Raw genomic sequence first — 22,128 nt, 5'->3', positions numbered from 1 at the left:
TCAACACTTAATATAAAACTATAACACATTCCCCCAACTTACGCAAGTGTTAAAGTGATAATTCTGCTGGTGTCCGGTTTCCTTCGTTCATATAACGAATGGAGGTTGGGTCAATCTTAAGGATCACTAAGTTTGGATCATCTTTTCCTTTAAACCATTTCTCCATCTCATCAGACCAAAGGCGGTCGATCAGTTCTGGATCATCCGTTAATGTGGCTTTACCTGCGATTTCTGCATATGTGTCCCCAAATCCTTCACCTGAATAACCAATGAGAATATGAACATTCGGATTTTTTTCAATCTCATCAGCTTTATGTGTTTCTTTGCTTGTTGGTGTATATAATGTCAGCCCTTCATGAAAAAAAGTCATATAGCGGGTATGCGGCTTATCTTGTTCAACAGTCGCCAATGTTCCCACTTTTTGTTCGTCTAATAAGTTCATTACCTTTTTCTTTAACTCTTCTTGTGACATGTATCTTCACTCCTTCAAAATGTCATCCGTACTCTTAGGTTTCCACGACAATCCATTCATTAAACAAAGAAATGTGTTTTTCATAAAAAGACATCTTCTAGCTGATGCTATAAAAAACGGACACATTGAAAGGGGAAGTTGAATATGCATCATGAAACGATGTTCCATTTGAGTTCACTTGTTATTGCAGCGGTTGTTGTGGGCATTATCATATGGTCTGTCTCATCTGTACAGAAGAATCGGAAGAAATACTAAATACACCGCCCAATTAAATCTGGGCGGCGTGCTATTGATCATGTATTCATAAAGGAACCGCCGTTGACGTGAAGTGTCTGTCCCGTCATATAAGACGATTCGTCCGAAGCAAGCAGTACATAGCAGCCTACATGCTCCACAGGCTGTCCTGGTCTTCCCATTGGTGTCTCGGCCCCGAAGCTTTCGACACTGTCTTCATCAAATGTAGATGGAATGAGCGGCGTCCATATTGGACCGGGTGCTACACCGTTTACCCGAATTCCATCTTTCACAAGCGACTGTGCCATAGAACGAGTAAAGCCGTTGATGGCCCCTTTTGTCGCTGTATAATCAATCAGTACCTTGTTGCCTCGATACGGGTTAATAGATGTTGTATTAATAATGGAACTTCCCGGTTTTAAGTAATCGAGTGCCTTCTTCGTAAAATAAAAATAAGAATAGAAATTGGTTCTAAAGGTTTGGTGAAGCTGTTCACTAGAAATATCTTGAATACGTTCTTTCGGATGCTGTTCGGCCGCATTATTGACTAAGATGTCCAGCTGTCCAAAGGCTTCAACTGTCTTTTCTACCGATTTCTCACAAAAGGCTTCGTCCCCGACATCCCCTGCAATCGTTAAACATTTGACGCCTTCCTGTTCTACACGTTTTTGCGTATCCTCTGCATCCTCATGTTCATTTAAGTATACGATCGCGACATGAGCTCCTTCTTTGGCATACGCAACAGAAACAGCACGTCCAATTCCGCTGTCTCCACCTGTAATCAGCGCTACTTTACCTTTTAGCTTACCAGACCCTTTATACGATTCATCCTCATAGATCGGGGCAGGATTCATTTCTCTTTCACTGCCTGGCTGCTGATCCTGCGTTTGGCGCGGAATGCCATTTGTTAAGTATTCACGTAAATCCATGTGTAAGCTCCTCCTTGATTTGTTGATGTATCCTTTCATTACCACTTCATTTTTTCACTCAAACATCCCTATGCGTCATCGATGCGTTTTGAAAACTGACAGGTTTCATGATGGGAAAAATCGGTTACATAAACATAAAAAAGGAGCGTTCTCACATGCTGTCAACCATTTCTAAAACCTTTAGCAGACCAAAAGGCTGGCTCGGAAGCATCGCAGGTTTTATTATGGCAAATGAAAATAAGGCACTGAATCAATGGGCGATCCAGCATTTAGATTTATCAGATGGTGAAAACATATTGGAAATAGGCTATGGCCCCGGCTATAGCATCAAACATATGCTCAAGCATTATGACGATCTTCACATTGATGGACTAGATGCTTCTTCAACTATGATGGAACAGGCGCATTCGCGTATAAAGAAACGATCCAAAGAGAAGCAGGTCCGGCTATATGTCGGGAAAATTGAAAAAACACGCCTGCCGGCGGATCAGTATGACAAAGTACTTTCTGTTAACAATTATACGATTTGGGATGACCCAAAGGCTGGCGCACTCAACCTTTATCACACCTTGAAACCGGGCGGAACACTCGTCATTGTGATGCAACCAAGAGAAAAAGGAGCGGACGCCAATCGAACAAAAGAAATGAGCGAAAGCATCCTCAATGATTTAGAATTTGCTGGATTTGATCAGTTTTCTGTTGAATATGAGGAGATTCGTCCCACCCTCGCTGTCTGTGTCACAGCAAAAAAGCCGAGAAGCGAATAAGCTCTCGGCTTTTTTTTACCATTTTGCCTCTTTGACAAATTGATAAAAAAGTTGATGTAATTTCTGTTCAATCTCTTCCTTTGTTCCTTGTCCATAAAGTGCCATGCTTTCTTCGCTTTCAATGATGGATGAACTGATCAGGCTAAACATTTCAGACCCTTCTTTGCCAAGCTCTAGCGGCGCCAGCATGAGGAGCATTCTGGACATGAGCTGCTGCCCGCCATCCATGCTTTTGATCTCATATGCCTCATCAAGATCATAGATATGAAAGACCGGTTTCTTAATGAGATCATGCTTTAAGTGAAAAAGAGCAAACTCGGTTCCTGGAATGCCTAAACCACCTTGCTGCTCACGCTCAAGCAAACCGGCTGTCACTTCGTCTGCACGTTCTAAATAGCCTTGACTTTCAACCTGACGCATCAGCTCTCTCATTGTTGACTCATGCTGCTCTGTCGTCTTCTTTTTTTCGATTGTAAAATGGGACAAGATGCTGCGAATCACTGACATATAATTCGTGATTTGCTCTGCCATCCCTATCATATCAACCTTTTCCTCCACCGATTCTTTTGCAGATTCCTGCGCTCTTTTTTTCTCAATCAGATAAGGAATTTTTCGTTTAATATGAGACTTGACCCGCACTGCGTCATCCTCGTTTAAGAGCGGGCTGACCATAATGTAATCAATATGCTCATAGGGGATCGGCACGGTTGATACAATCATGTCATAGCTTGCAGCGTCGATTTCCTTTAGCTCCATTAAGGAAGATAGATCGAATTTGGCGATCTCAGGCAATTCTTTTTTTAATCGTGATGCGAGCATTTTTGACGAACCGATACCGCTTGAGCAAACGACCAATGCATGAATCTTGGTTTCTTCTTTTTTAATTTCAAGCACCGAACCAAAATGAAGCACGATAAAGGCAATTTCATCCTCTGGAAATTCGATCTCAGGAAAGAAGCGCTCCACACCTTCTTCAATCGCCATGAACAGCAAGAAGTAGTCTTTTTTTATTTGTTGTGTGAGCGGATTGTAAATCCGCATCTTTTCTTTTAATCGGTTCATAGCTGGTTCAAGATGAGACACGAGTCCCTCATACAATGAATCGTTTTCATTTAAATGATAGCCTGTTTTATGAGAAATAAAGTCAATGAGTTTCTTCGTTCGCAGCGCGATATCTAACTCAATCTCATCAATGCGGTATTCTGCCGTAAAGCTTCGATTTGCACTGCGCAAATGGATGGTCATGTATCCAACTTCAGCTTCAGGAATCTCTACATTAAACATGCGTTCTAATGCTCGCGCGATTCTGAGTGAAGATTCAAATTCCTTCGTCCGCTTTAATTCAAGCAATTCTTCCTCTTCCATCCGAATGGTTTCACCGATTTGAATGCGTTCAATGGCATAGGTTAAGTGAACGACAAGTGCAATATAGGCACTATCTGACAACGAGAGAGAGAGTCTGTTTTTCAAATGAAAGAGCAGCCTTTCTACCTTGAGCAGCTGTCCTCGACTGACTACCCCAAACACCTTTTCAGTCGCTTTCGTTCGATGTTTAATATTCATCTCAATCGTTTCGAGAAATAATTGAATGTCGAGACGGTCAACGATCAGGTTCCCGACAATTTTTCGTTTGGCTTCCTCCGGTCCTTTTAATTCAATGCCGTACCCACGCTTGCGGATAAGCAGTAAACCGTAAGGAGCGATCCAGTCCGTCAGTTCATCTAAGTCGTAGCTGATGGTCGCATTTGTGACCTGCAAGTCGGCTGCAAGTGTATATAGTTTCACCGGTTCTTTTGTTTCAAGCAGGGCACACAGGATTAAGAGCTTCCGTTCATCAGAACTATATTCAATTTGGTCTTCATTTGAAATATGAGACAGAAGCCGCTGTTTGTCTTCCTGTTCACCGACCGCCTTCAAACCCTTCCCCGGCTGTTTATCAAGTGATAGGTTGTAATTCTTTAAAATAGGTTTAATGGATTTAAGTTCTCTATGAATGGTTCTTGTACTTACCTGAACAGAATCGGCGATCTCACGAATGGTGACATAACGATTTTGCTGAATCATATATTTGATCACTTTCTGTTCTCGTGCCGTTATGTACATGAAATGCCTCCTTCTGCTTAAATAGGTCTATTGTCACACTTTAATATAAAACGCTTTCACTGATCGATGCAACCTGAAGTTGATCTAAATTTGGCACACAGGCTGTGACAAAATGAAAGACTCACACGTTTCTCCAAAAGGAAGGTCCATAATCCTTTTGATGAAATTGAATCGTTTGTTCATGAAATGGCAGTGTGCCCCCGACCTTTAATGAATAGGTAGGATTATAGACGGGAGAGCCAAAGCAATACTCCATCGTCCCTTCCTCCGGCCGAAACATGACGGTTCGCATCGTCCCAAACAGCTCTTCATAATTGTGCACAGTCAGACCAGCAGGGTATTCTGCCTGAAATAGTTCCGTAAGAGACTCGCTTGACGGCTGTTCTTCTAAAGCTTGAATTAACATGTCGTACCTGACAACAGAATGATGTTTCGTCAACCCTTTTGCCGTGTGATCAGCGAGCGGATGGTTCGTAGCCGCAATAAATCCACGCTCCGGCCTTCTCACCTTTTTTTGCCCATCAATCATTTCGATCACAGCCGCCTCTCCCTTCCGGTCAGCAAGCATGAGGTGAACATTAGACGCGACGGGCATTTCCTGTACCAAACGGACGGCATCCTCCACCGTTTTACAGGACTCTAGCACAGCACGAATGACATGATATACTTGCAAGCCAGCAACAGCAGGCGGCTTTAAGCCTGGTTCGTTGCCAACAGGCGGACCGCATGCAGAAAATGTCACCGATAGACCATGTTCATTCATCCCATCCGATCGACCAAATAAGATTAATGATGAGCCTGTATGGACTGCTGAGCCCTTCACATGCGTAGATACAAGACGCATATCATCAAACAGCGGAGAAAAATCATAGTTGCGCAGCATCACCGTCTGTTGATTGGCAGCCTCATTCCCCTGCATCACACAATGGGAACAGCCTGGCTGAAGATGCGAAGAATAGAAAAAGGTCAAATCGCTTTCATCTATTTGCATTTCATCACAAAATCCCGAGAGCTCTTCTTCTAACTGAGGAAGAAACGGTCGAATCAGCTGCTTTGTTTCCTTCACAGCCTCTTTTGATAACGGTTCTGATTGAATGTATTGTTTCTTAAGCAAAGGGCGTTCCTTCAGCCAAATAGCCTGCTGCTTTCCTACCTCATAAGCTGTTCCTTTCAATTCATGAAAATACGCACTCATCTCCTGCATGCATACACCTCTTTTGTCTTAGTTTCTTTTATCATATCGAAACAGCCCTTCATTTAAAAGAATGAAAAAAACTGTAATCCCGCAGGATCACAGTTACTTAAAGGATTGTTGAAACAGCGCTTCTGCCATTGCTTCATATCCTTTGTGGTTCGGATGAAATTGATCAATCGATAAGTATGCGCTTTGATGACCTTCAAATACACCGTAAATATCCACCACTTCTACATGTGGATTCGCAGCAAGCTGGCGAAGGTGATGGTTGTATTGCTTCAGCCATCTCTCGGCGATCGGAATCTCAGGAAAAGGATTATATAAATTCAATAAATATACGCAGTATGGTTGATGCTGCCCTCTTTTTATCAGAGCGATTTCTTGAACCATTTTGCTAAAATTCGCCTGACAATGCATAGACGCTTGCAGCAGTGTCTTTTCATCTTCACCTTTTTCATACTGCAGAACAGCTTGAACAAGATCATTCCCGCAGCCTGTGATGGTGATGATGTCAGCATGAGCAATCGCCCGTCTTACATCAGACCGCTGAAAAAGCTGCAAGATCTCTTCCGTTGTTAGCCCTGATTTCGCAAATACGGACAGTTTCACCGGTATATGCAGCTTCTTTTCAAGCTTCGCCGCATATCGCTCCGTAAAACCGCCGCCAAATAAACGTGCCCCCACCCCAACCGTTAAGGAATCTCCAATCGCAACATAGGATCGTCCCACTCTTATCCCTCACTCTCTCCTGCCTTCTCTTATATATACGAAAAAGAAGAAGAAATGCTTGTAGCAGATGGCTTAAAGGCATCCACCTTTTTTTCAAAAATGCAGGATGAGCGCATTTACAAACACTTTACTTGCGATATCGATCCATTTTTTGTTCAATGGGAGTAGGGTTTTTTTGCTTAAATCGCGGACTTGAAGCGTTTCAGAAAAATTTACAAACTTTTTATCTTGATTTCAAGACTTTATACCTTGACTTCAAACTATATAGTGATTACAATGAAAATATCAGTTTTTATGTAACTGTGCTTGTTACATCTTTTTCATAGCATTCCAATATGATTAAAGATGCCACATATTCAGTGTATCTTTGGGATACGCTAAAAAAAATCATTGAAACAGAAAGGATTGAATGAACATGGCAAAAGTTTTATACATCACTGCACATCCGCATGATGAAACAGTTTCTTACAGTATGGCTACTGCTAAAGCATTTATCGAATCTTATAAGGAAGCAAATCCAAGTGACGAGGTTGTACATATCGATTTGTACAAAGAAAACATTCCTCACATTGATGCAGATGTATTCGCTGGATGGGGCAAGCTTCAATCTGGTGCTGGCTTCGATACACTTTCAGCTGAAGAGCAAGCGAAAGTTGCTCGCCTAAACGAATTAAGCGATCAATTCGTTTCTGCTGACAAATACGTATTTGTTTCACCACTTTGGAACTTCTCATTCCCACCAGTTCTTAAAGCATACATCGACTCTGTTGCTGTAGCTGGTAAAACATTCAAATACACTGAGCAAGGTCCTGTTGGATTACTAACAGACAAAAAAGCGCTACACATCCAAGCACGTGGCGGATACTACACTGAAGGTCCTGCTGCTGAACTAGAAGCAGGTCACCGTTACCTTGGAACAATTGCAAACTTCTTCGGTATTCCTTCTTTCGAAGGTCTTATTGTTGAAGGTCACAATGCTGAGCCTGCAAAAGCAGAACAAATTAAAGCAGATGCGATCGAACGTGCAAAAGCTTTAGGTAAAACTTTCTAATCATGAACACGCAAAAAGCCAATGATCTTAACGATCATTGGCTTTTTATTTGTTCAGTTGTAAAACCTAATTCTTTTGAAATGCCGCTGGCCGCTTTTTTGACCTGCTCAATTAAATAAGGAAGCCGTTCCTTTTGATAGCCGGCCTCAAACCCCGCAATACTAATGCCTGCTGCCACCTCTCCATGATGATTGAAAATGGGTGCTCCAATAGCCGCAGTATAGTTTTCAAGCTCTGAATAGCTTAACGTATATCCACGCCTGTTTGATTCTTCGATCATGTTTCGCAGGACATCTTTATCGGTAATGGTTCCGATCCCGATTTTCCCTAGCTCTACCGAATCAATATAGGCAAGTCTCTCTTCCTCTGGCAAAAAGGAAAGAATACTTCTCGCACAAGCTCCCGCATATAATGGGGATCTTCTTCCGACAGCGGTATAGAGCCGGACAGGCTGCGTTCCTTCCATTTTCTCCACATAAATGGCTTCATCTCCTTCACGAATAATGAGCTGAACAGCCTCACCTACCTCATCACGCAAGTTTTCCATAAAGGGCCTTGCAATTCTACGGATATCGAGGCGGTCTGCGACAAGCTGACCGTATTCAAGGAACATCAATCCTAATCGGTAAACACCTGAAGGATGCTTTTCTAATAACCCCATATCGGCTAACGAGTTGGCCATTCGGTGTACAGATGTTTTGGGCATGTTCGAGAGCTCAATCATGTCATTTAACGTTAATTGTTCGTGTGTGATAAAAAGCCGTAATATCTCCATTGATTTCACAACGGTTTTATTTGTGTTCTGCATGTTTCTCACCTTTTCTAAAATGAAAATGCTTCGAGCTTTAATCTTGCCGTCAGGTCCTTCATCTCTGCTTCTTGTGTGAATAAGGCTTGCTCTGCTTCTTGGCGGCCAATTTGTTGAAACATGAGATTCGCTCCAGGCATCGCCTGCGCAATGAGCGGCAAATCGACTGTTGCCACCTCACCAATACGAGGATATCCACCTGTCGTTTGGCGATCTGCGAGCAGAATAATCGGCTGGCCGTCAGGAGGAATTTGAATAGAGCCAAAAGCAACCGCTTCTGAAATCAATTCAAGTTTTTGCTTTAAACGAATCGGTTCCCCTTTCAATCTGCATCCCATACGATCAGATTGGGGAGTGACCTGATAAGACCGTTCGAAAAAAGCTTGCTGCGATTCTTCCTGAAAATGAGATAGATGTCTGCCTGCCAGCACCCGAATGACTGGTGATTTCCCAAGAGGCAAAAAATGAGCATGATTGACTGTCCAGTCTGGCGCTCGTTCCCCTTTGCTTTTTAACATGTGAACGAGGCGCTCCGCCAGTGGTGACGGTTCTCCAATTGGCAGGACGTCTCCTTTTTCTAGCGGACGCCCTTCTATCCCGCCTATCTTCGCTCTGACGTACGTACTTTTACTTTTCATCACCGGCTCAACATCAAATCCACCGGCTACAGCGAGGTAGGAGCGGCATCCCCTCTTACAAGGGCCAAAGGTGATCGTGCTTCCTGCTCGAATGAAGAGTGGTTTCCATAGAGGCGCTTGTTCCCCGTCAATCTCAATCTCCACATCAGCACCAGTCACAGCGATCAGCTGATCCTTCTGACATGTCAACACTGGGCCGGGCCCCATTAAAGTGATTTCCAGCACCGCTTCGTTTTCTTGATTCCCGGTGAGGATATTGGCGATTCGGAGCGAGAGCGGGTCCATGCCGCCGCTCGTTAACACACCGTACTTCTGATAGCCTATTCTCCCTTTATCTTGAATGGTGGTGAACATTCCTGGCTTGATGACATGCATACTCAACGTTCTTCCTCCTTCATGCTGAAAAATTCCTTTTCAGACAGTTGAACAAATCGAACCTCGTCCCCTGCCTTTAGTAGACTAGGTCTCTCAGCATTCGGCCGAAATAAGGACAAAGGGGTTTGTCCAATGAGCTGCCAGCCTCCGGGTGTAGATATCGGATAAACCCCTGTCTGCTTCCCCGCAATACCCACAGATCCTTTTGGAATCGACATTCTTGGTGTTTGTCTGCGCGGAGCTGCAATTTTTTCAGAAAGTCCGCCTAAAAACGGGAACCCAGGAGCAAACCCAATCATATAGACAAGATACGTTCCGGAGGTGTGAATGCGTACAACTTCTTCAGGCGTCAAATCATTGATACGGGCGACTTCTTCTAAGTCAGGACCGAGCTCTCCTCCATAACATACAGGAATGTCGACGATCCGGCGCTTTGCCTGATTCCCCTCCTGCCAGTTGTCTTCAAGGAGGTTTTCAATATAGTCTTTGACCCATTCATACGGAGAGATCGCACGTTGCTTAAGCTGAGCAGATTGATACACCTTATAGGGCTCATAAAAGACGGTCACGTTTGTAAAAGCTTGAACAGCTTCCACATATCCTTCAAATGGATGCTGTTCAATACACGAAAACAGCTGCTTCACACGCTCATGAATGTCTTCACTTATGTCAGTCCCGGCTTGGATGACAATGGCTGCGTCTCCTAGCGGGTGGAACGTGATCGTATCTTTTATCGTTGAAAATGCCACTCTTATGACACCTCTCTTTCTACAGGACACCGAGCTTTTGATCTCTTACATCTGTTATAAACATATGACCGGGTGCATGGGTGATCGCAATGTCTGGCTTAGTGTGCATGACGATGGCTTGCGGCGTCACACCACATGCCCAAAACACCGGAACTTCCCCTTCTTTGATCACAGATGGTTCTCCAAAGTCTGGTTGATCTACATGTTCAATGCCAATCACAGCTGGATCACCTATATGGATAGGACCGCCATGTACCGATGGGAATCTAGACGTCACCTGAACACTTCTTGTGACTTGATGCGCTGGGATCGGCCTCATGCTGACAACCATCGGACCATGGAATACACCTGCCCTTTCACAGGGAATGTTCGTTTGATACATTGGGACATTATGTCCATCTTCAATATGGCGGACAGGAATGTCATTCAGCATGAGTGCATGCTCAAACGTAAAACTGCATCCGATGAGAAAGGCGACCATATCATCCTCCCAATAGGAAGAAATATCTGTTACCTCTTCTTGAAGAACCCCTTTTTTGTAAACACGGTATTTAGGGAAATCCGTTCGAATATCGGCATCAGGTGCTGAACGCCTTGGCACTGGATCACCTGGGTCGAGCACATCAAGCACAGGACACGAAGCCGGATTCCGCTGACAAAATAAAAGAAAATCGAAGGCCAGCTCTTTTTTGACGATCATTAAGTTGGCTTGAGCAAATCCCTCAGCAAAGCCAGCCGTTGGTCCTGTGATCTTCTGCTTACGAATCAATTCCCTTATTTGTGACGGCTTATAGGTTTGATATGCTTTCATGTGATCAGCTCCATAGTTTTGGAATTTCATTCATGATGGTATATCCGCCCATGATTGCCATGATGACAACAACAAACGCACCTGTTGCGGTCAAAAAGAATGGATGGCGATAATCACCGACAATTTCTTTTTTATAGGCAGCAATCAGCAATGTTCCGAGTGCAAGCGGCAAGATCAATGCATTGATGGCCCCAACCAAAATCAATATGTTCACAGGTCTTCCAATCGTTATAAAACAAATGGTCGAGAGCGCAATGAATCCAACGATAATGCCTCGTTGATTTTTCTCGATTTTTGGTGAGAAGGTTTTAAAGAAGGAAACGGAGGTGTATGCTGCTCCAATGACTGAGGTAATGGCAGCAGCCCACATAATAATCCCGAACATTTTATATCCAACATTTCCAGATGCTAATTGAAAAACAGACGCAGGCGGGTTCGACGGATCAATCTGTAAGCCTTTTGAGACAACTCCTAGAACGGCTAAAAATAAAGCCACACGCATCACGGATGTGATCAAAATACCGAAAATGGAACTTTTCGTCACTTGCGGCAATGCTTCCTTCCCCTTAATGCCAGCATCCAGCAGACGATGACCACCAGCAAAAACGATATAGCCACCAACTGTCCCGCCGACCAGTGTGACAATTGATAACATGTCAATTTTCTCTGGCACGAAAGTTCTCATAACCGCTTCTCCAACTGGCGGTGCTGTGGAAATAGCCACATACAGCATCAGACCAATCATGACAAAACCAGCGATTTGTGTGAATCGGTCCATCGCTTTTCCTGCCTCTTTGATGACAAAAATGAGAATGGCAATGACTGCACTGACCCCAGCCCCTATGCGGGGATCGACGCCGAATATGACCTGAAAACCGAGACCCGCACCAGCGATATTTCCAATATTAAAGGCAAGACCCCCAATGACAATCAAACAGGCTAACACATATCCGAGCCCCGGCAGAACCATATTGGCAATGTCCTGTCCTCTTTTTTCCGAGACGGCAATGATACGCCATACATTTGTTTGCGCAAAAATGTCTAGTAAAATAGAAATCAAGATGACAAACCCAAAGCTAGCTGCGAGCTGCTGTGTGAACACCGTTGTTTGTGTTAAAAATCCCGGTCCAATGGCTGACGTTGCCATTAAAAAGGCTGCGCCCATCAGCATAGAACGGTTCCCTTTTGGAGCTTTCATCTGTTTGGCTTTCTCTCTTTTCATGCTGTTTCCCCCTTTGATGACGATTTATCGAAAGGCCTTGAGTTGAATAGTGGCTTCTTTTAGCTTCGCTGTAATGGTTTTTGCAAATTGAAGCGCGTGACTGCCATCCCCGTGGATGCATACCGTATCTGCTTTGAGCTGAACATCTTCCCCTTGCACTGTCTGCACTTTTCCCTCTCTTACCATACGGATGACCTGTTGAACCGCCCTTTCATCCTCTTCAATAAGTGCATGAGGTTCACGGCGGGATGTCAGTGTCCCGTCTGGTTGATACGTGCGATCAGAAAAAACTTCATGTGCCACTTGAAGACCGATTCTTTCCCCTGCTGACGCAAGTTCACTGCCTGACAGCGCAAATAACACAAGGTTAGGATCAATATCATACACAGCCTTTGCGATTGATTCAGATAATTCAGTATTTTTAGCCGCCATGTTGTAAAGGGCACCATGTGGTTTGACGTGCTGCATCATGCCGCCTTCTGCTTTCAGAAAGGCTGATAGTGCACCAATTTGATAGATCACAAGATCATAGGCTTCCTCTGCTGAGATAGCGATTGGACGTCTGCCAAAACCGACTAAATCTTGCAGACCTGGATGTGCACCAATTTGGACCCCTTTATCCAGTGCCATTTTAACCGTCTTTCTCATCACAGTTGGATCTCCCGCATGAAAACCGCATGCAATATTGGCTGAGGTAACATATTCAAGAATTTGTTCATCTGAACCGATGGTGTATTGACCAAAACTTTCTCCCAAATCACAGTTAATATCCACTTGATACATAGGACCCCTCCTTGTCGTTCCGAATTACGGAATAGAAAGTCCGAATATTCGAATTTATATTGATTATACCAACTTTGAATAGACTGCACATGAAATTGTCAGAAAATATAACAATAGAACTAGGAGAAAACAAAAAAAGTGAGAGGTCATGTCCTCTCACTTTTTCTACTCGTTTATTTAGACAGCACCCAATGTTGGATGGCTTTTGCTACCCCGTGCTCTGTATTAGGAGCCGTAATCCAATCAGCCGCTTCTTTCACAACTTCTTGTGCATTGCCCATTGCAATGCCTAATCCGGCTTCTTGAATCATCGCCATATCATTCAGACTGTCGCCAAGTGACATGACGTTGTCCATTGTGCAGCCAATGCGTTCTGCTACTTTTGCAAGAGCTGCCGCTTTGTTAATGCCTGCTGCATTGACTTCGATATTGGTTGGACTGGAATTCGTGATTTCTAGCTGTCCATTTGTTTTCAATGTATGGAGGACTTCCTCACGAACAGCATCGTCATGAATATCAAAACCAAATTTCAACCATTCGTGGTCATGAATGCGTTCTGGGAATTCTCCTCTCCACACTTTATCCACAGTAGATGCCCAGTAATCGGTTTCGTATCTGTTTTTTAGATCCCACATCATCTGAACGTGATCGGGATGCAGCAGTTCCCGTTCAATCAACTGGAAGTTTGAATCCCAAATTTCACTTCCGTTCGCTGTGACAAGATAAGAAGAGAGTTTCAGCGGCTCGACCAGCTCTCGGCATGTCATCAGCGTACGTCCTGTGCTAATCACCACATGGACCCCTTTGGCTTCTGCTTCTTTAATGGCTTGTTTATTTTCCTCAGGAATGACGTGCTCACTGTTTAACAGCGTGCCATCCATATCAATGGCAATCAATCGGATGTCTTTCTTATCAGCTTGTGTTGACAAATTGAGTACCCCACTTTGTATCATTTTTTGAATCTATCTTTATTTTAATATAAAGATGAAGATGGCACAAAGGGACGAGTTTGATCCCAAAGAAAAAAGACCTTGTGACAGGTCTTTTTTCTTCTTCTTAACGTTCACATGCGATGCCGTCTTTATCACGGTCAAGGTGTGTATTTTTTAAGTAGAGTGCTTTTGATACATAAGGCTTGTACTTCGTTTTTCCACCTTTGTTTTTCGTATTTTTGCTTTTTGCCACGCCGCCTTTATACACTTTGTTGAGTGCTTTGCAGTTTTTGTACTTGACTGTCTTTGCATCCGCTGTGTGAGTGTCAACTTGTGTAAAGCTAAGTAAAAGACCGAAAGATATGACAGCCACCATGATTTTTTTCAACATGTAAGTTCCCCCCTATTTTTTCTCATTTTACATTTTTATCATATGTCACCACATTTTGTTTTTCAAGACGATTGAGATAGGAATATTGTTTTTTTTGGAATTAAATGAATCTTATTGCCTATGTGGTAAAATGAGTGGGAAACCTTTCCGGTTTTGACACGTATATGAAGAGAGGAGCTTTCCACATGAAAATGAAATATACCATTCTATATGTAAACGATGTTGAAGCAAGTATTCAGTTCTACCATCATATCCTCGGTTTCCCGATTAAATTGAGAGTTGAATCCTATGTTGAGTTTGATACAGGAGAAGTGACCTTATCAATTAATTCACGCCAAGATGTGAAAGAGTCACTTGGTCTGCCTGTTCCAGAGGCAGTTAGCTCGTCACAAACGTTTGAGATTGGCTTTGTTGTGGATGATGTGAATGAAACAATTGCATCCTTGAAGGAAAAAGGAGTACCTGTCATCAAGGAACCTGCCAAGAAGCCGTGGGGACAAACGGTCAGTTATGTGTCTGATCCTGATGGACATTTCATTGAAATATGTGATGCGGTCTCCTAATAGCTGTCTGAAGGAGTGAAGCATAATGAGAAAGAAACATGCTTTTTTTGCTGGTGTTTGCTCCATGCTGTTGATTTGCAGTGCGGCGCTCATATTACAGCACCATGAATGGATTGGATTCGTCAGTGGTGGAATCTCTATTATTGCGTTCGTTGCATCTGGATTTCTTATGGGTGCATGGACCAACGGGGAAGAGGCACGAGCGGCCTATCACTCTGAAACAAAAGAACACCGGATGTTTCGTCTTGATACGGCTTTTCTTTTCATCATCTTTGCCCTTCCGCATATGGGTGCAGCACTGTTGTATGTTTTTATGTAAATAGTTGATTTGGTTCAAAGGAGTAATTAACATGGCTGTTTTTGTCTTATTCGTTGTATTTGGTTTACCTATGATCTCTGTGCTGATTGGTATTTTCGGCACATTGTTTTTAAAGAACATTTGGTTTCCTACATTGATTGTGCTGGTTGCGAGTGTGATTCTGATGTTCACCTCTATTGGTGGAAATGAATCTTTTCTCATTTGGGTCATCATTTACACAGTCTGTGCATTTCTCGGTGCATTCATTACAAAGCGATTCCAAGCTGTTTCATAAATACTCATCAAAAAAAGAACAGTTTGCACTGTTCTTTTTTTGATTAAATATCGGCACACCATAGCTCTATTTCGATTTTCAGCTCTGGCCACCCTAATGCAGTCACATAGGCAACGGTCATTGATGGATATGCCGTTTTGAAGATTGCATCCCACTGTGGGTATAGATGATCCCAATCAATTTCTTCTGTTGCCCAAATATTGACTTTGATGACGTGTTCTTCATTCAACCCTTCTGATGCAAGGATTCTCTTTATATTTTCAAACGTATTGGTGACTTGGTCGTTTAAGCTTGATGGGATCTGTCCATCCGCTCCTGTCCCTACTTGACCTGATGTCACAAATAACCCCGCACCCTTTGGCACCCTTGTGATATGACTGTAGTTGCCAACGGGTTTCGGCATACTTTCTGGATTTTTTCTCGTGATTTTCTCCATGTAAATCCCTCACTCACTATGATTTTTCTGCGTGTTTTTCTTCCTGTAGACAGACTTCACCAATTTTTGTCTATCCTAAAAGAAAACAGCAGTGGAGTATCCGTAGCCACAAGGTAAGAACATCAATATTTTCTTTTTCATGGACGAAACACTCCTTTTTGATTGCGTGAGCAAGGTTTAGATTCATTTCATCCTACCTGATAAATGAACCACAGTCAAAAATAAATGATAAACGATAACGTGCAATATCTTGATTCTTATTGCCTATTATCTAAAATCGTTCTTTTCTTGTTCATGGTTTGTTCAAATTTCTTCTATATAGTAGATCGTAATAGGAGGTAGGATACATCATGGCAAAAATAAATAAGAAAATGATTAGTCTTTGCACCGCAGCTATCAGCAGCTTATACATCACTGGTTATGCAACTACCCATCATGCGCAAGCCGTTCAGACAGCACAATCAAATACACAAACAGACGCTTCTAATCATACATCTCTCACATCAGATACTACCGCCACTCAAACAGAAGATACCACTTCAGAAACTGAACTCAAGGATGGTACTTTCTCTGGTACTGGATCAAATGAGATTGGCTCTATTAGTGTATCTGTTACCATCAAACAAGGAAATATCACTTCTGTCGAGATTACGAGTGATAACACTAGATACGGACAAAGCTCCATTTCCTCATTACCCAATGAAGTGGTCATCAGACAAAGTGCTGATGTAGATACGGTGAGCGGTGCAACATTAAGTACACAGGATTTTGAAACAGCTGTTGCTCAGGCTTTAGAGCAGGCAAAGGCATAGAGAGGAGACACCATGATGAAATGGTTAGGACAACAAAAACTCATTACTTTTCAAAAATCCATGCTGGCTATGGGAACTGTTATCAATATTCAAGTGGTTGCCTATGAAAAAGATCGACGGGCTGTTTTAGAGGACATCAACCGTGCCTTTTCCATTTTTTACGATATCGAGCATCGTTTTAGCCGTTTCCGCTCTGATTCTGAAGTCATGAAGTTAGCCAATCGTTCAAAGCAAGAGGTATTAGTCAGTGAAATGCTTTTCGATTTAACAGCCTATGCGCTAGAGTTAGCCGAGTTAACAAATGGCAAGTATGATCCAACCATCGGAAAAATCATGGAACAAAAAGGATTCGATCGTTTATATACGACAGGACAAACTTTTTCATCACATGACGTTCCACATGCAGCCGTTCATTATCGTGACGTCCAGTTAAACGAGACGAATCGGACGATTTATTTGAACAAACCGCTGATTTTGGATTTTGGTTCTATTGCAAAGGGATTTGCGTGCGATCTTGCCGCAAAAGAGCTTGAAGCATGGGAAGGCTTTATGATGAATGCTGGTGGGGATGTGTTGGTATCTGGATTTAACGAACAACAAGAAGAGTGGACAATTGGGATTCGGCATCCCATTCACAAACAGACCAACATCTCGGTCATTCGAACGACTAATTGTGCGATTTGTACATCTGGAAGCTATGAACGGATCAGTCGTTATGATCCTCATACGCACCATTTGATACACCCTCAAACGAAACAGTCTGAACAAAGTTTGTTAAGCTGTACCGTCATTGCACCACTCGGTATGCTCGCCGATAGTCTATCCACAGCTGCTTTTTTATTAGGTCGAGAAGAGGGTTATTCATTTTTAGCCGAACATGAAATACCTGCCGTGATGGTAGATCAAACCGCTGATATGATCGTAACACCGGAGATGAAGGAGGTTCACTCATGGAATCACAACCAGCACCTATCACAAACCAAACATTTTTGAAACCATCACCCTCACTAAAAGCCTACATTCGGACACCGAAACGGTATGTCATCGCCATTCTTTTGGTCCTTTTATCCGCCGGGAGTCTGCACGCTGGTTTTCTTAGTGGTCTCGCTACAGTTGCTACCAGCATCGGGACAGCACTAATTCTTGACTCTTTCATCTCAAGAGTGATTTGGAAAAACAATAAACACACATTCCCTGATGGAGCTCTGCTCACAGGGCTGATTATTGGCATTGTTCTAAGTCCAGCTACTTCTTTTGCTGTTTCTGTTTTCACAGCCGCAGCAGCCATTTTATCTAAGCATGTCATCACTTATCAAAAGAAACCAATTTTGAATCCAGCCGCATTTGGTTTATGGCTCTCAGTCATTTTATTTTCTTCCAATCAAAGCTGGTGGGGCGGTATGTCTCTTCTACCTTGGTGGACCCTATTCCTTGTGGTGGTCGGCGGTTATTTGGTGACCAGCCGCGTACAAAAATTCCCGCAAGTTTTCGCCTTTCTAGCAGCATACGGCCTGATCCACCTCATATTGGGATTCATTGGCTTAACGGATGCTTCATCTGCTTTTATTACGCCCTACTTGAATGCTGTCTTGTTTCTTGCGTTCTTTATGTTGACTGATCCACCTACTTCACCAGCAAAGAATCGTGATCAAATCATCTTTGGTATCCTGTGTGCTGTCGTTTCGTGTGTGGACTTCTATTTATTTAACAGCCTATCTTACTTACTCACAGGGCTTTTATGTGCCAATGCTTGGAAAGCCTATCGAACGTACCAAACAAATCAAAAGCGACGGGCAATAAGGACGAAAGTTGTCTAAATAAAAAAACGGACATCGACTTCTCGACGTCCGTTTGACCATACCTTATAAACGATAACGTGCAATATCTTGATTCAATCGCATGCTTAGCTCATTGAGCCTTTCTGCTGCCTTCGCCACATTGGAGATGGCGGTGACTTGTTCGTCTGTAGATGCAGTGATTTCTTCAATCGCTGCGGCATTTTCTTGAGAAATATGGGCTGCACCATGCATCGCTTTTGTGATGAGGTCGTTTTGTTCCAGTAATGTGTTCAGCTCTTTTGCCATCGCATTTGTTTCAACGATGGTTTGTGAAATCGATGTAGAGATGGAATTGAATTCTTGTTCTGTTGCGTGAACCGCTTCATCAAGCTCGGCAAAACGATCCATTGTTTTGGACATCATGCCAGCTGTAGCCGTCGTTTCTTCTTTAATGCCTTGAATCATCTGCTGGATTTGAACGGCTGATTGCTTTGTCTGTTCAGCTAAATTCCGCACTTCACTCGCCACAACCGAGAATCCTTTGCCATGCTCTCCTGCACGAGCTGCTTCAATGCTCGCATTCAGGGCCAGTAAGTTCGTTTCATTTGAAATGCTTTCAATGGTATCTGTGATTTGAGAAATATCTTGTACTTTTGTACTTAACTGCTCAATCCCTGATCGAATACCTTGAGATGCCTGAATGGATTGCTCATTTGATTGTTTTAATTGCTGGACAATTTGCTGACCCTGCTCGGAAGATTGGTTCGACTGGTCTGAAATTCGTTTGATCTGGTCGCTTTGTTCTTTGACGTTTTCAATGGATTGATTGAACTGAGTCATTTGTTGATTGGCTACCTCAAGGTCTGATGCTTGATGAAGTGTCCCAGTTGAGATATCCCCAATCGCTCGGCCAATTTCTTCACTGCTAGCGGATGTTTCTTCAGAGATGGCGGATAGATCTGTCGCAGATTCGACGAGCTGGCTGCTCGTTTCCTGCAAACCGCTCACAAGTGCTCTAAGCTCTCCTGACATATGATTAAAGCCTTTTGCCAACTGCCCAATTTCATCCGAGGTTTCTTTTAAGCTGGTGCGTTCAATATTGCCCGCCGCAATTTCTTTTGAAGCAGCCGTAACTTGCTTGAGCAGTCTCACTTTTCCTCGGGCTGCCAAATAAAAGACACCCATACTTAAAAGAGCGACACCTGCTGTAATGAGAATAATATAGAGCTTCATCTGCTCTAGTTCTTTATAAAATTCATCCTGAAATACGGCGATTCCTATACTCCAATTCCACGGTGTAAACTGGTTCATATAAGCGAGTTTTTGCTTTTCTTCCCCCGTGGCATCGTCTTTATCCATATAGGTGATATAGTGTGCATCCTCGCCTTTTGCTGTAGCGCCAGCGACCATTTTTTGACGATTTGTCGTGTTATCTGGGATGACGCCGATGTCGTTAACCGGATGAACCTGTGATGAATAATCGGCTCCATATGCGACAAGGTAGCCTTTATTTTTATAGATGAAATCTGATTTTTGAAATTGATACCCTTTGCCGTCGTCATTTTTAGGCCCGCTCAAGTAAATACGTGCTTGTTCCTGCGCCTGTTCAAGCGTCAGTTCTTTGTTCTCCACACGGTCGTTCAATTGTTCAAGAGTGGCCATCGCTCCATTTACGATGTGTTTTAAATCTGCTTTCCCTGCATCAATTAAGACATTTTTCGCTAAAAAATACCCCGTTGTTCCTACAAGTCCGCCTGTTAAAATCGTAATAACGATAATGGCTGACATCAATTGAAAAAAGACACTTCTTGAAGCAAACGCTTTCTTTTTCATGTTCTAATTCCCCCTTACTACATATATCGTCATGCAGGGGAAAGTATTAAAAAAGTCATAGAAAAAATCCCTTTCACGTTAGAAAGGGATCTCAGATTGTTGACAAAGGGCTAAAATGAACTTGATTTTAGCCCTTTGTCTTCTTTTCAGCGTGATAGAAAACCTTTGCAGTCTAGGAAGGACGAGTATCGGAGCGGAGCGAATGAGAGATTCGTGAGCACCGACACACAGGACTGACACCGAATGCGGGGGTTTGTCTATACGCTGAAAATCCCTTTCACGTTAGAAAGGGATTTTTTGATTATCGCTCGGTTTCTTTGAGGATGGCTTGATAGAGATCGTCTTCAGGTTTGAGTCCACATACCTCTTGAAGCACACCTTCAATGCCTTTTTCTTTCCTTAATGCCTGCAAGCGAACCGCTTCTTCGTCTTCTGCAAAGTCGTAAGCCAAAGCAGCAGCGATCCCTTTGATTAAGTACACTGGCTGCTTGATCTTTTTCGCTGGACCGATTAAACGGTCATCTGCTCCCAGCTTTCTAAGAGGAGAGCGTGCGACACGAGTCACTTCATCGGAGATAAAAGCATTTTCAAATCGTTTGATGATTTTTTGAATGTACGCATCATGTTCTTCTTTTTGGAAGCCATACGCGTCAATTAAATAACTGCCCGTTTCATGAAGGGCACCTTCGACAACTTGACGAATATCTGGTGTATCAACAGCTTCTTTAATGGTTTTTACGCCTTGCTGATACCCGACATAAGCCGCTAGTGCATGTCCTGTATTGACGGTGAAAAGCTTCCGTTCAATATACGGCGTCAAATCTTGGACAAAGGTCGCTCCGTCAATTTGCGGAACATCTCCAATAAAGCCCGTCTCATCAATGACCCACTCGAAAAATGGTTCAACCGACACTTTGAGAATGTCCTCATGGTGCTGAATCGGAACAATGCGGTCAACCGCAGCGTTTGGAAAACCCACGGTTTGTGATATCGCTGCTTGCTCCTCTACTGTTAAATGAGAGAACACCGCTTCTTTTAAATGAGCACTTCCCCCAATCATATTTTCACATGCCACGATGTTGATGATATGGTCTGGCTTTTTTTGTTTTAATCCTTCAGCAATCGATGAGGCGATGATCTTCAATACGGCTGGTCCAACAGCTGTTGTAATCAAATTGGCTGTGGCAACGGCCTCTGTTAATGCTGCTGGATTTTGCGAAGAATTGATCGCTGATACGGGCCCGACGATTTCTTGCTTCTGCCCTGGTGCTGCCAGTTCAACCGTGTATTCTCCTCTTTCATTCAGCTCATTGATGACCGCTTCATTCACATCGGTAAAGACAAGTTCAAAGCCTGATGTCTTTAACAAAGATCCGATAAACCCTCTGCCGATATTCCCTGCTCCAAAATGAAGTGCCTTCATATTAGTTCACCTCGTTAAAGATGGCGATCAGTTCATCCTGATCCTTTGCATGAATGATCCGTTCTACATTTTCTTCTTCTGAACAGACAATCGCAATTTGAGACAGAATATCAAGATGCTCGTTGTTTTTCCCAGCGATCCCAAAGACGACTTTCGCCACATTTCCTTCACCATATTCAACACCATCTGGAATTTGGATAATCGAAATCCCTGAATGAAGGACTGCCGCTTTCGCATCCTCTGTTCCATGAGGGATTGCAATGCCGTTCCCCATAAATGTAGAAGAAATCTCTTCTCTTTCAAACATTTTGTCGACATAATCACTTGTGACATAGCCGTTTGCTACGAGGACTTCGCCTGCTTTTTTGATGGCTTCTTCTTTAGAACCTGCTTGTTCGTTTAGAAAAATATTGTCTTTAGAAAGTACTTGTTTCATACATGATCACACACCTTTTTTAGAATAAAAATCAGGAAAACAACCAAAACGGGGAGTTCAATTAG

General features: G+C 43.1%; 25 protein-coding genes. 8 read left to right on the top strand and 17 right to left on the bottom strand.

Annotated elements, in window-relative coordinates; genetic code table 11:
• Nucleotides 1-49: 49 nt before the first annotated feature.
• Nucleotides 50-472: a pyridoxamine 5'-phosphate oxidase family protein gene (locus MHH31_RS02355; RefSeq protein ID WP_216896158.1), complete on the bottom strand. Its 423-nt coding sequence runs from the start codon at nt 470-472 to the stop codon at nt 50-52.
• Nucleotides 473-765: 293 nt separating this feature from the next.
• Complete coding sequence (locus MHH31_RS02350; RefSeq protein ID WP_342495228.1) at nt 766-1,635, bottom strand: SDR family oxidoreductase; 870 nt, start codon at nt 1,633-1,635, stop codon at nt 766-768.
• A gap of 155 nt (nt 1,636-1,790) precedes the next feature.
• Here MHH31_RS02350 and MHH31_RS02345 point away from each other — a divergent pair, with 155 nt between their 5' ends.
• Nucleotides 1,791-2,402, top strand: a complete 612-nt coding sequence (locus MHH31_RS02345; protein ID WP_259254005.1) for a class I SAM-dependent methyltransferase — start codon at nt 1,791-1,793, stop codon at nt 2,400-2,402.
• Between the two features lie 15 nt (nt 2,403-2,417).
• Here the strand turns inward: MHH31_RS02345 and MHH31_RS02340 are convergent, their stop codons facing one another.
• The 3 genes from MHH31_RS02340 to MHH31_RS02330 all read right to left on the bottom strand — a co-directional run bounded on the left by MHH31_RS02340 (nt 2,418) and on the right by MHH31_RS02330 (nt 6,429).
• Nucleotides 2,418-4,505, bottom strand: coding sequence for a BglG family transcription antiterminator (locus tag MHH31_RS02340; RefSeq protein WP_342495227.1), 2,088 nt, complete (start codon nt 4,503-4,505; stop codon nt 2,418-2,420).
• A 121-nt stretch (nt 4,506-4,626) separates the two neighbouring features.
• Nucleotides 4,627-5,709, bottom strand: coding sequence for a C45 family peptidase (locus tag MHH31_RS02335; RefSeq protein ID WP_135010103.1), 1,083 nt, complete (start codon nt 5,707-5,709; stop codon nt 4,627-4,629).
• Between the two features lie 93 nt (nt 5,710-5,802).
• On the bottom strand, nt 5,803-6,429 hold the full coding sequence (locus MHH31_RS02330) for a GDSL-type esterase/lipase family protein (RefSeq protein WP_135010105.1): 627 nt from the start codon (nt 6,427-6,429) through the stop codon (nt 5,803-5,805).
• Nucleotides 6,430-6,844: 415 nt separating this feature from the next.
• On the opposite strand from MHH31_RS02330, the gene MHH31_RS02325 reads away from it, so the two are divergent.
• Nucleotides 6,845-7,480 carry an FMN-dependent NADH-azoreductase gene (locus tag MHH31_RS02325; protein WP_024720223.1) on the top strand — a complete coding sequence of 212 codons (636 nt, stop codon included), beginning with the start codon at nt 6,845-6,847 and terminating at the stop codon, nt 7,478-7,480.
• A 34-nt stretch (nt 7,481-7,514) separates the two neighbouring features.
• Here MHH31_RS02325 and MHH31_RS02320 read toward each other — a convergent pair whose 3' ends face one another.
• From MHH31_RS02320 to MHH31_RS02285, 8 genes are all read right to left on the bottom strand, one after another.
• Nucleotides 7,515-8,288 (bottom strand): IclR family transcriptional regulator, encoded by a 774-nt coding sequence (locus MHH31_RS02320; protein ID WP_342495226.1) that lies wholly within the window; start codon nt 8,286-8,288, stop codon nt 7,515-7,517.
• A 14-nt stretch (nt 8,289-8,302) separates the two neighbouring features.
• The gene (locus tag MHH31_RS02315; RefSeq protein ID WP_342495225.1) at nt 8,303-9,307 is read right to left on the bottom strand and encodes a biotin-dependent carboxyltransferase family protein; all 1,005 of its coding nucleotides are present in this window, start codon (nt 9,305-9,307) and stop codon (nt 8,303-8,305) included.
• The gene (pxpB, locus tag MHH31_RS02310; protein WP_335352086.1) at nt 9,304-10,050 is read right to left on the bottom strand and encodes a 5-oxoprolinase subunit PxpB; all 747 of its coding nucleotides are present in this window, start codon (nt 10,048-10,050) and stop codon (nt 9,304-9,306) included. Before pxpB ends, MHH31_RS02315 begins: the two co-directional genes overlap by 4 nt.
• Before the next feature lie 19 nt (nt 10,051-10,069).
• Nucleotides 10,070-10,861 carry a putative hydro-lyase gene (locus tag MHH31_RS02305; RefSeq protein ID WP_342495224.1) on the bottom strand — a complete coding sequence of 264 codons (792 nt, stop codon included), beginning with the start codon at nt 10,859-10,861 and terminating at the stop codon, nt 10,070-10,072.
• Between the two features lie 4 nt (nt 10,862-10,865).
• Nucleotides 10,866-12,083 (bottom strand): NRAMP family divalent metal transporter, encoded by a 1,218-nt coding sequence (locus MHH31_RS02300; protein WP_007498097.1) that lies wholly within the window; start codon nt 12,081-12,083, stop codon nt 10,866-10,868.
• Between the two features lie 24 nt (nt 12,084-12,107).
• The gene (locus MHH31_RS02295; RefSeq protein WP_039166171.1) at nt 12,108-12,866 is read right to left on the bottom strand and encodes a 5-oxoprolinase subunit PxpA; all 759 of its coding nucleotides are present in this window, start codon (nt 12,864-12,866) and stop codon (nt 12,108-12,110) included.
• 173 nt (nt 12,867-13,039) lie between these two features.
• On the bottom strand, nt 13,040-13,795 hold the full coding sequence (locus MHH31_RS02290) for a Cof-type HAD-IIB family hydrolase (RefSeq protein WP_008347194.1): 756 nt from the start codon (nt 13,793-13,795) through the stop codon (nt 13,040-13,042).
• A 127-nt stretch (nt 13,796-13,922) separates the two neighbouring features.
• Entirely contained in the window at nt 13,923-14,189 is a 267-nt protein-coding gene (locus MHH31_RS02285) for an excalibur calcium-binding domain-containing protein (RefSeq protein ID WP_080673874.1), read from the bottom strand.
• 185 nt (nt 14,190-14,374) lie between these two features.
• On the opposite strand from MHH31_RS02285, the gene MHH31_RS02280 reads away from it, so the two are divergent.
• Genes MHH31_RS02280 through MHH31_RS02270 form a run of 3 tightly spaced genes read left to right on the top strand, consistent with a single transcriptional unit; the run spans nt 14,375 to nt 15,345 of the window.
• Nucleotides 14,375-14,752, top strand: a complete 378-nt coding sequence (locus tag MHH31_RS02280) for a VOC family protein (RefSeq protein WP_058336799.1) — start codon at nt 14,375-14,377, stop codon at nt 14,750-14,752.
• 25 nt (nt 14,753-14,777) lie between these two features.
• The gene (locus MHH31_RS02275; RefSeq protein WP_017358499.1) at nt 14,778-15,071 is read left to right on the top strand and encodes a DUF5316 family protein; all 294 of its coding nucleotides are present in this window, start codon (nt 14,778-14,780) and stop codon (nt 15,069-15,071) included.
• 31 nt (nt 15,072-15,102) lie between these two features.
• Nucleotides 15,103-15,345 carry a DUF2651 family protein gene (locus MHH31_RS02270; RefSeq protein ID WP_096881015.1) on the top strand — a complete coding sequence of 81 codons (243 nt, stop codon included), beginning with the start codon at nt 15,103-15,105 and terminating at the stop codon, nt 15,343-15,345.
• Nucleotides 15,346-15,388: 43 nt separating this feature from the next.
• Here the strand turns inward: MHH31_RS02270 and MHH31_RS02265 are convergent, their stop codons facing one another.
• A complete protein-coding gene (locus MHH31_RS02265) occupies nt 15,389-15,781 on the bottom strand; it encodes a RidA family protein (RefSeq protein WP_007498112.1) in 393 nt (130 codons plus the stop codon).
• Nucleotides 15,782-16,131: 350 nt separating this feature from the next.
• Here MHH31_RS02265 and MHH31_RS02260 point away from each other — a divergent pair, with 350 nt between their 5' ends.
• Genes MHH31_RS02260 through MHH31_RS02250 form a run of 3 tightly spaced genes read left to right on the top strand, consistent with a single transcriptional unit; the run spans nt 16,132 to nt 18,410 of the window.
• Nucleotides 16,132-16,593 (top strand): FMN-binding protein, encoded by a 462-nt coding sequence (locus tag MHH31_RS02260; protein WP_096881014.1) that lies wholly within the window; start codon nt 16,132-16,134, stop codon nt 16,591-16,593.
• A gap of 15 nt (nt 16,594-16,608) precedes the next feature.
• On the top strand, nt 16,609-17,586 hold the full coding sequence (locus MHH31_RS02255) for an FAD:protein FMN transferase (RefSeq protein ID WP_259254011.1): 978 nt from the start codon (nt 16,609-16,611) through the stop codon (nt 17,584-17,586).
• Nucleotides 17,544-18,410, top strand: a complete 867-nt coding sequence (locus tag MHH31_RS02250; protein WP_259254012.1) for an RnfABCDGE type electron transport complex subunit D — start codon at nt 17,544-17,546, stop codon at nt 18,408-18,410. The genes MHH31_RS02255 and MHH31_RS02250 overlap by 43 nt, the downstream gene beginning before the upstream one ends.
• A 45-nt stretch (nt 18,411-18,455) precedes the next feature.
• Here the strand turns inward: MHH31_RS02250 and MHH31_RS02245 are convergent, their stop codons facing one another.
• The 3 genes from MHH31_RS02245 to MHH31_RS02235 all read right to left on the bottom strand — a co-directional run bounded on the left by MHH31_RS02245 (nt 18,456) and on the right by MHH31_RS02235 (nt 22,063).
• The gene (locus MHH31_RS02245; protein WP_039166197.1) at nt 18,456-20,204 is read right to left on the bottom strand and encodes a methyl-accepting chemotaxis protein; all 1,749 of its coding nucleotides are present in this window, start codon (nt 20,202-20,204) and stop codon (nt 18,456-18,458) included.
• Between the two features lie 301 nt (nt 20,205-20,505).
• Nucleotides 20,506-21,627 (bottom strand): mannitol-1-phosphate 5-dehydrogenase, encoded by a 1,122-nt coding sequence (locus MHH31_RS02240; protein WP_342495223.1) that lies wholly within the window; start codon nt 21,625-21,627, stop codon nt 20,506-20,508.
• A gap of 1 nt (nt 21,628) precedes the next feature.
• Nucleotides 21,629-22,063: a PTS sugar transporter subunit IIA gene (locus tag MHH31_RS02235; RefSeq protein ID WP_019743148.1), complete on the bottom strand. Its 435-nt coding sequence runs from the start codon at nt 22,061-22,063 to the stop codon at nt 21,629-21,631.
• Nucleotides 22,064-22,128 lie beyond the last annotated feature (65 nt).

This window comes from Bacillus sp. FSL K6-1033 (assembly GCF_038630765.1).
Taxonomy (GTDB): Bacteria; Bacillota; Bacilli; order Bacillales; family Bacillaceae; genus Bacillus; species Bacillus altitudinis.
This window is presented reverse-complemented; position numbering and strand designations above follow the sequence as displayed.

What these genes read in the sequence shown, in the direction of transcription:
- MHH31_RS02275 (WP_017358499.1), top strand. Translation starts at nt 14,778, where the DNA reads ATGAGAAAGAAACATGCTTTTTTTGCTGGTGTTTGCTCCATGCTGTTG.
- MHH31_RS02270 (WP_096881015.1), top strand. Translation starts at nt 15,103, where the DNA reads ATGGCTGTTTTTGTCTTATTCGTTGTATTTGGTTTACCTATGATCTCT.
- MHH31_RS02260 (WP_096881014.1), top strand. Translation starts at nt 16,132, where the DNA reads ATGGCAAAAATAAATAAGAAAATGATTAGTCTTTGCACCGCAGCTATC.
- MHH31_RS02340 (WP_342495227.1), bottom strand. Translation starts at nt 4,505, where the DNA reads ATGTACATAACGGCACGAGAACAGAAAGTGATCAAATATATGATTCAG.
- MHH31_RS02300 (WP_007498097.1), bottom strand. Translation starts at nt 12,083, where the DNA reads ATGAAAAGAGAGAAAGCCAAACAGATGAAAGCTCCAAAAGGGAACCGT.
- MHH31_RS02305 (WP_342495224.1), bottom strand. Translation starts at nt 10,861, where the DNA reads ATGAAAGCATATCAAACCTATAAGCCGTCACAAATAAGGGAATTGATT.
- MHH31_RS02235 (WP_019743148.1), bottom strand. Translation starts at nt 22,063, where the DNA reads ATGAAACAAGTACTTTCTAAAGACAATATTTTTCTAAACGAACAAGCA.
- MHH31_RS02255 (WP_259254011.1), top strand. Translation starts at nt 16,609, where the DNA reads ATGAAATGGTTAGGACAACAAAAACTCATTACTTTTCAAAAATCCATG.
- MHH31_RS02280 (WP_058336799.1), top strand. Translation starts at nt 14,375, where the DNA reads ATGAAAATGAAATATACCATTCTATATGTAAACGATGTTGAAGCAAGT.
- MHH31_RS02250 (WP_259254012.1), top strand. Translation starts at nt 17,544, where the DNA reads ATGGAATCACAACCAGCACCTATCACAAACCAAACATTTTTGAAACCA.
- MHH31_RS02335 (WP_135010103.1), bottom strand. Translation starts at nt 5,709, where the DNA reads ATGCAGGAGATGAGTGCGTATTTTCATGAATTGAAAGGAACAGCTTAT.
- MHH31_RS02240 (WP_342495223.1), bottom strand. Translation starts at nt 21,627, where the DNA reads ATGAAGGCACTTCATTTTGGAGCAGGGAATATCGGCAGAGGGTTTATC.
- MHH31_RS02345 (WP_259254005.1), top strand. Translation starts at nt 1,791, where the DNA reads ATGCTGTCAACCATTTCTAAAACCTTTAGCAGACCAAAAGGCTGGCTC.
- MHH31_RS02355 (WP_216896158.1), bottom strand. Translation starts at nt 472, where the DNA reads ATGTCACAAGAAGAGTTAAAGAAAAAGGTAATGAACTTATTAGACGAA.
- MHH31_RS02265 (WP_007498112.1), bottom strand. Translation starts at nt 15,781, where the DNA reads ATGGAGAAAATCACGAGAAAAAATCCAGAAAGTATGCCGAAACCCGTT.
- MHH31_RS02350 (WP_342495228.1), bottom strand. Translation starts at nt 1,635, where the DNA reads ATGGATTTACGTGAATACTTAACAAATGGCATTCCGCGCCAAACGCAG.
- MHH31_RS02245 (WP_039166197.1), bottom strand. Translation starts at nt 20,204, where the DNA reads ATGAAAAAGAAAGCGTTTGCTTCAAGAAGTGTCTTTTTTCAATTGATG.
- MHH31_RS02320 (WP_342495226.1), bottom strand. Translation starts at nt 8,288, where the DNA reads ATGCAGAACACAAATAAAACCGTTGTGAAATCAATGGAGATATTACGG.
- MHH31_RS02285 (WP_080673874.1), bottom strand. Translation starts at nt 14,189, where the DNA reads ATGTTGAAAAAAATCATGGTGGCTGTCATATCTTTCGGTCTTTTACTT.
- MHH31_RS02295 (WP_039166171.1), bottom strand. Translation starts at nt 12,866, where the DNA reads ATGTATCAAGTGGATATTAACTGTGATTTGGGAGAAAGTTTTGGTCAA.
- MHH31_RS02325 (WP_024720223.1), top strand. Translation starts at nt 6,845, where the DNA reads ATGGCAAAAGTTTTATACATCACTGCACATCCGCATGATGAAACAGTT.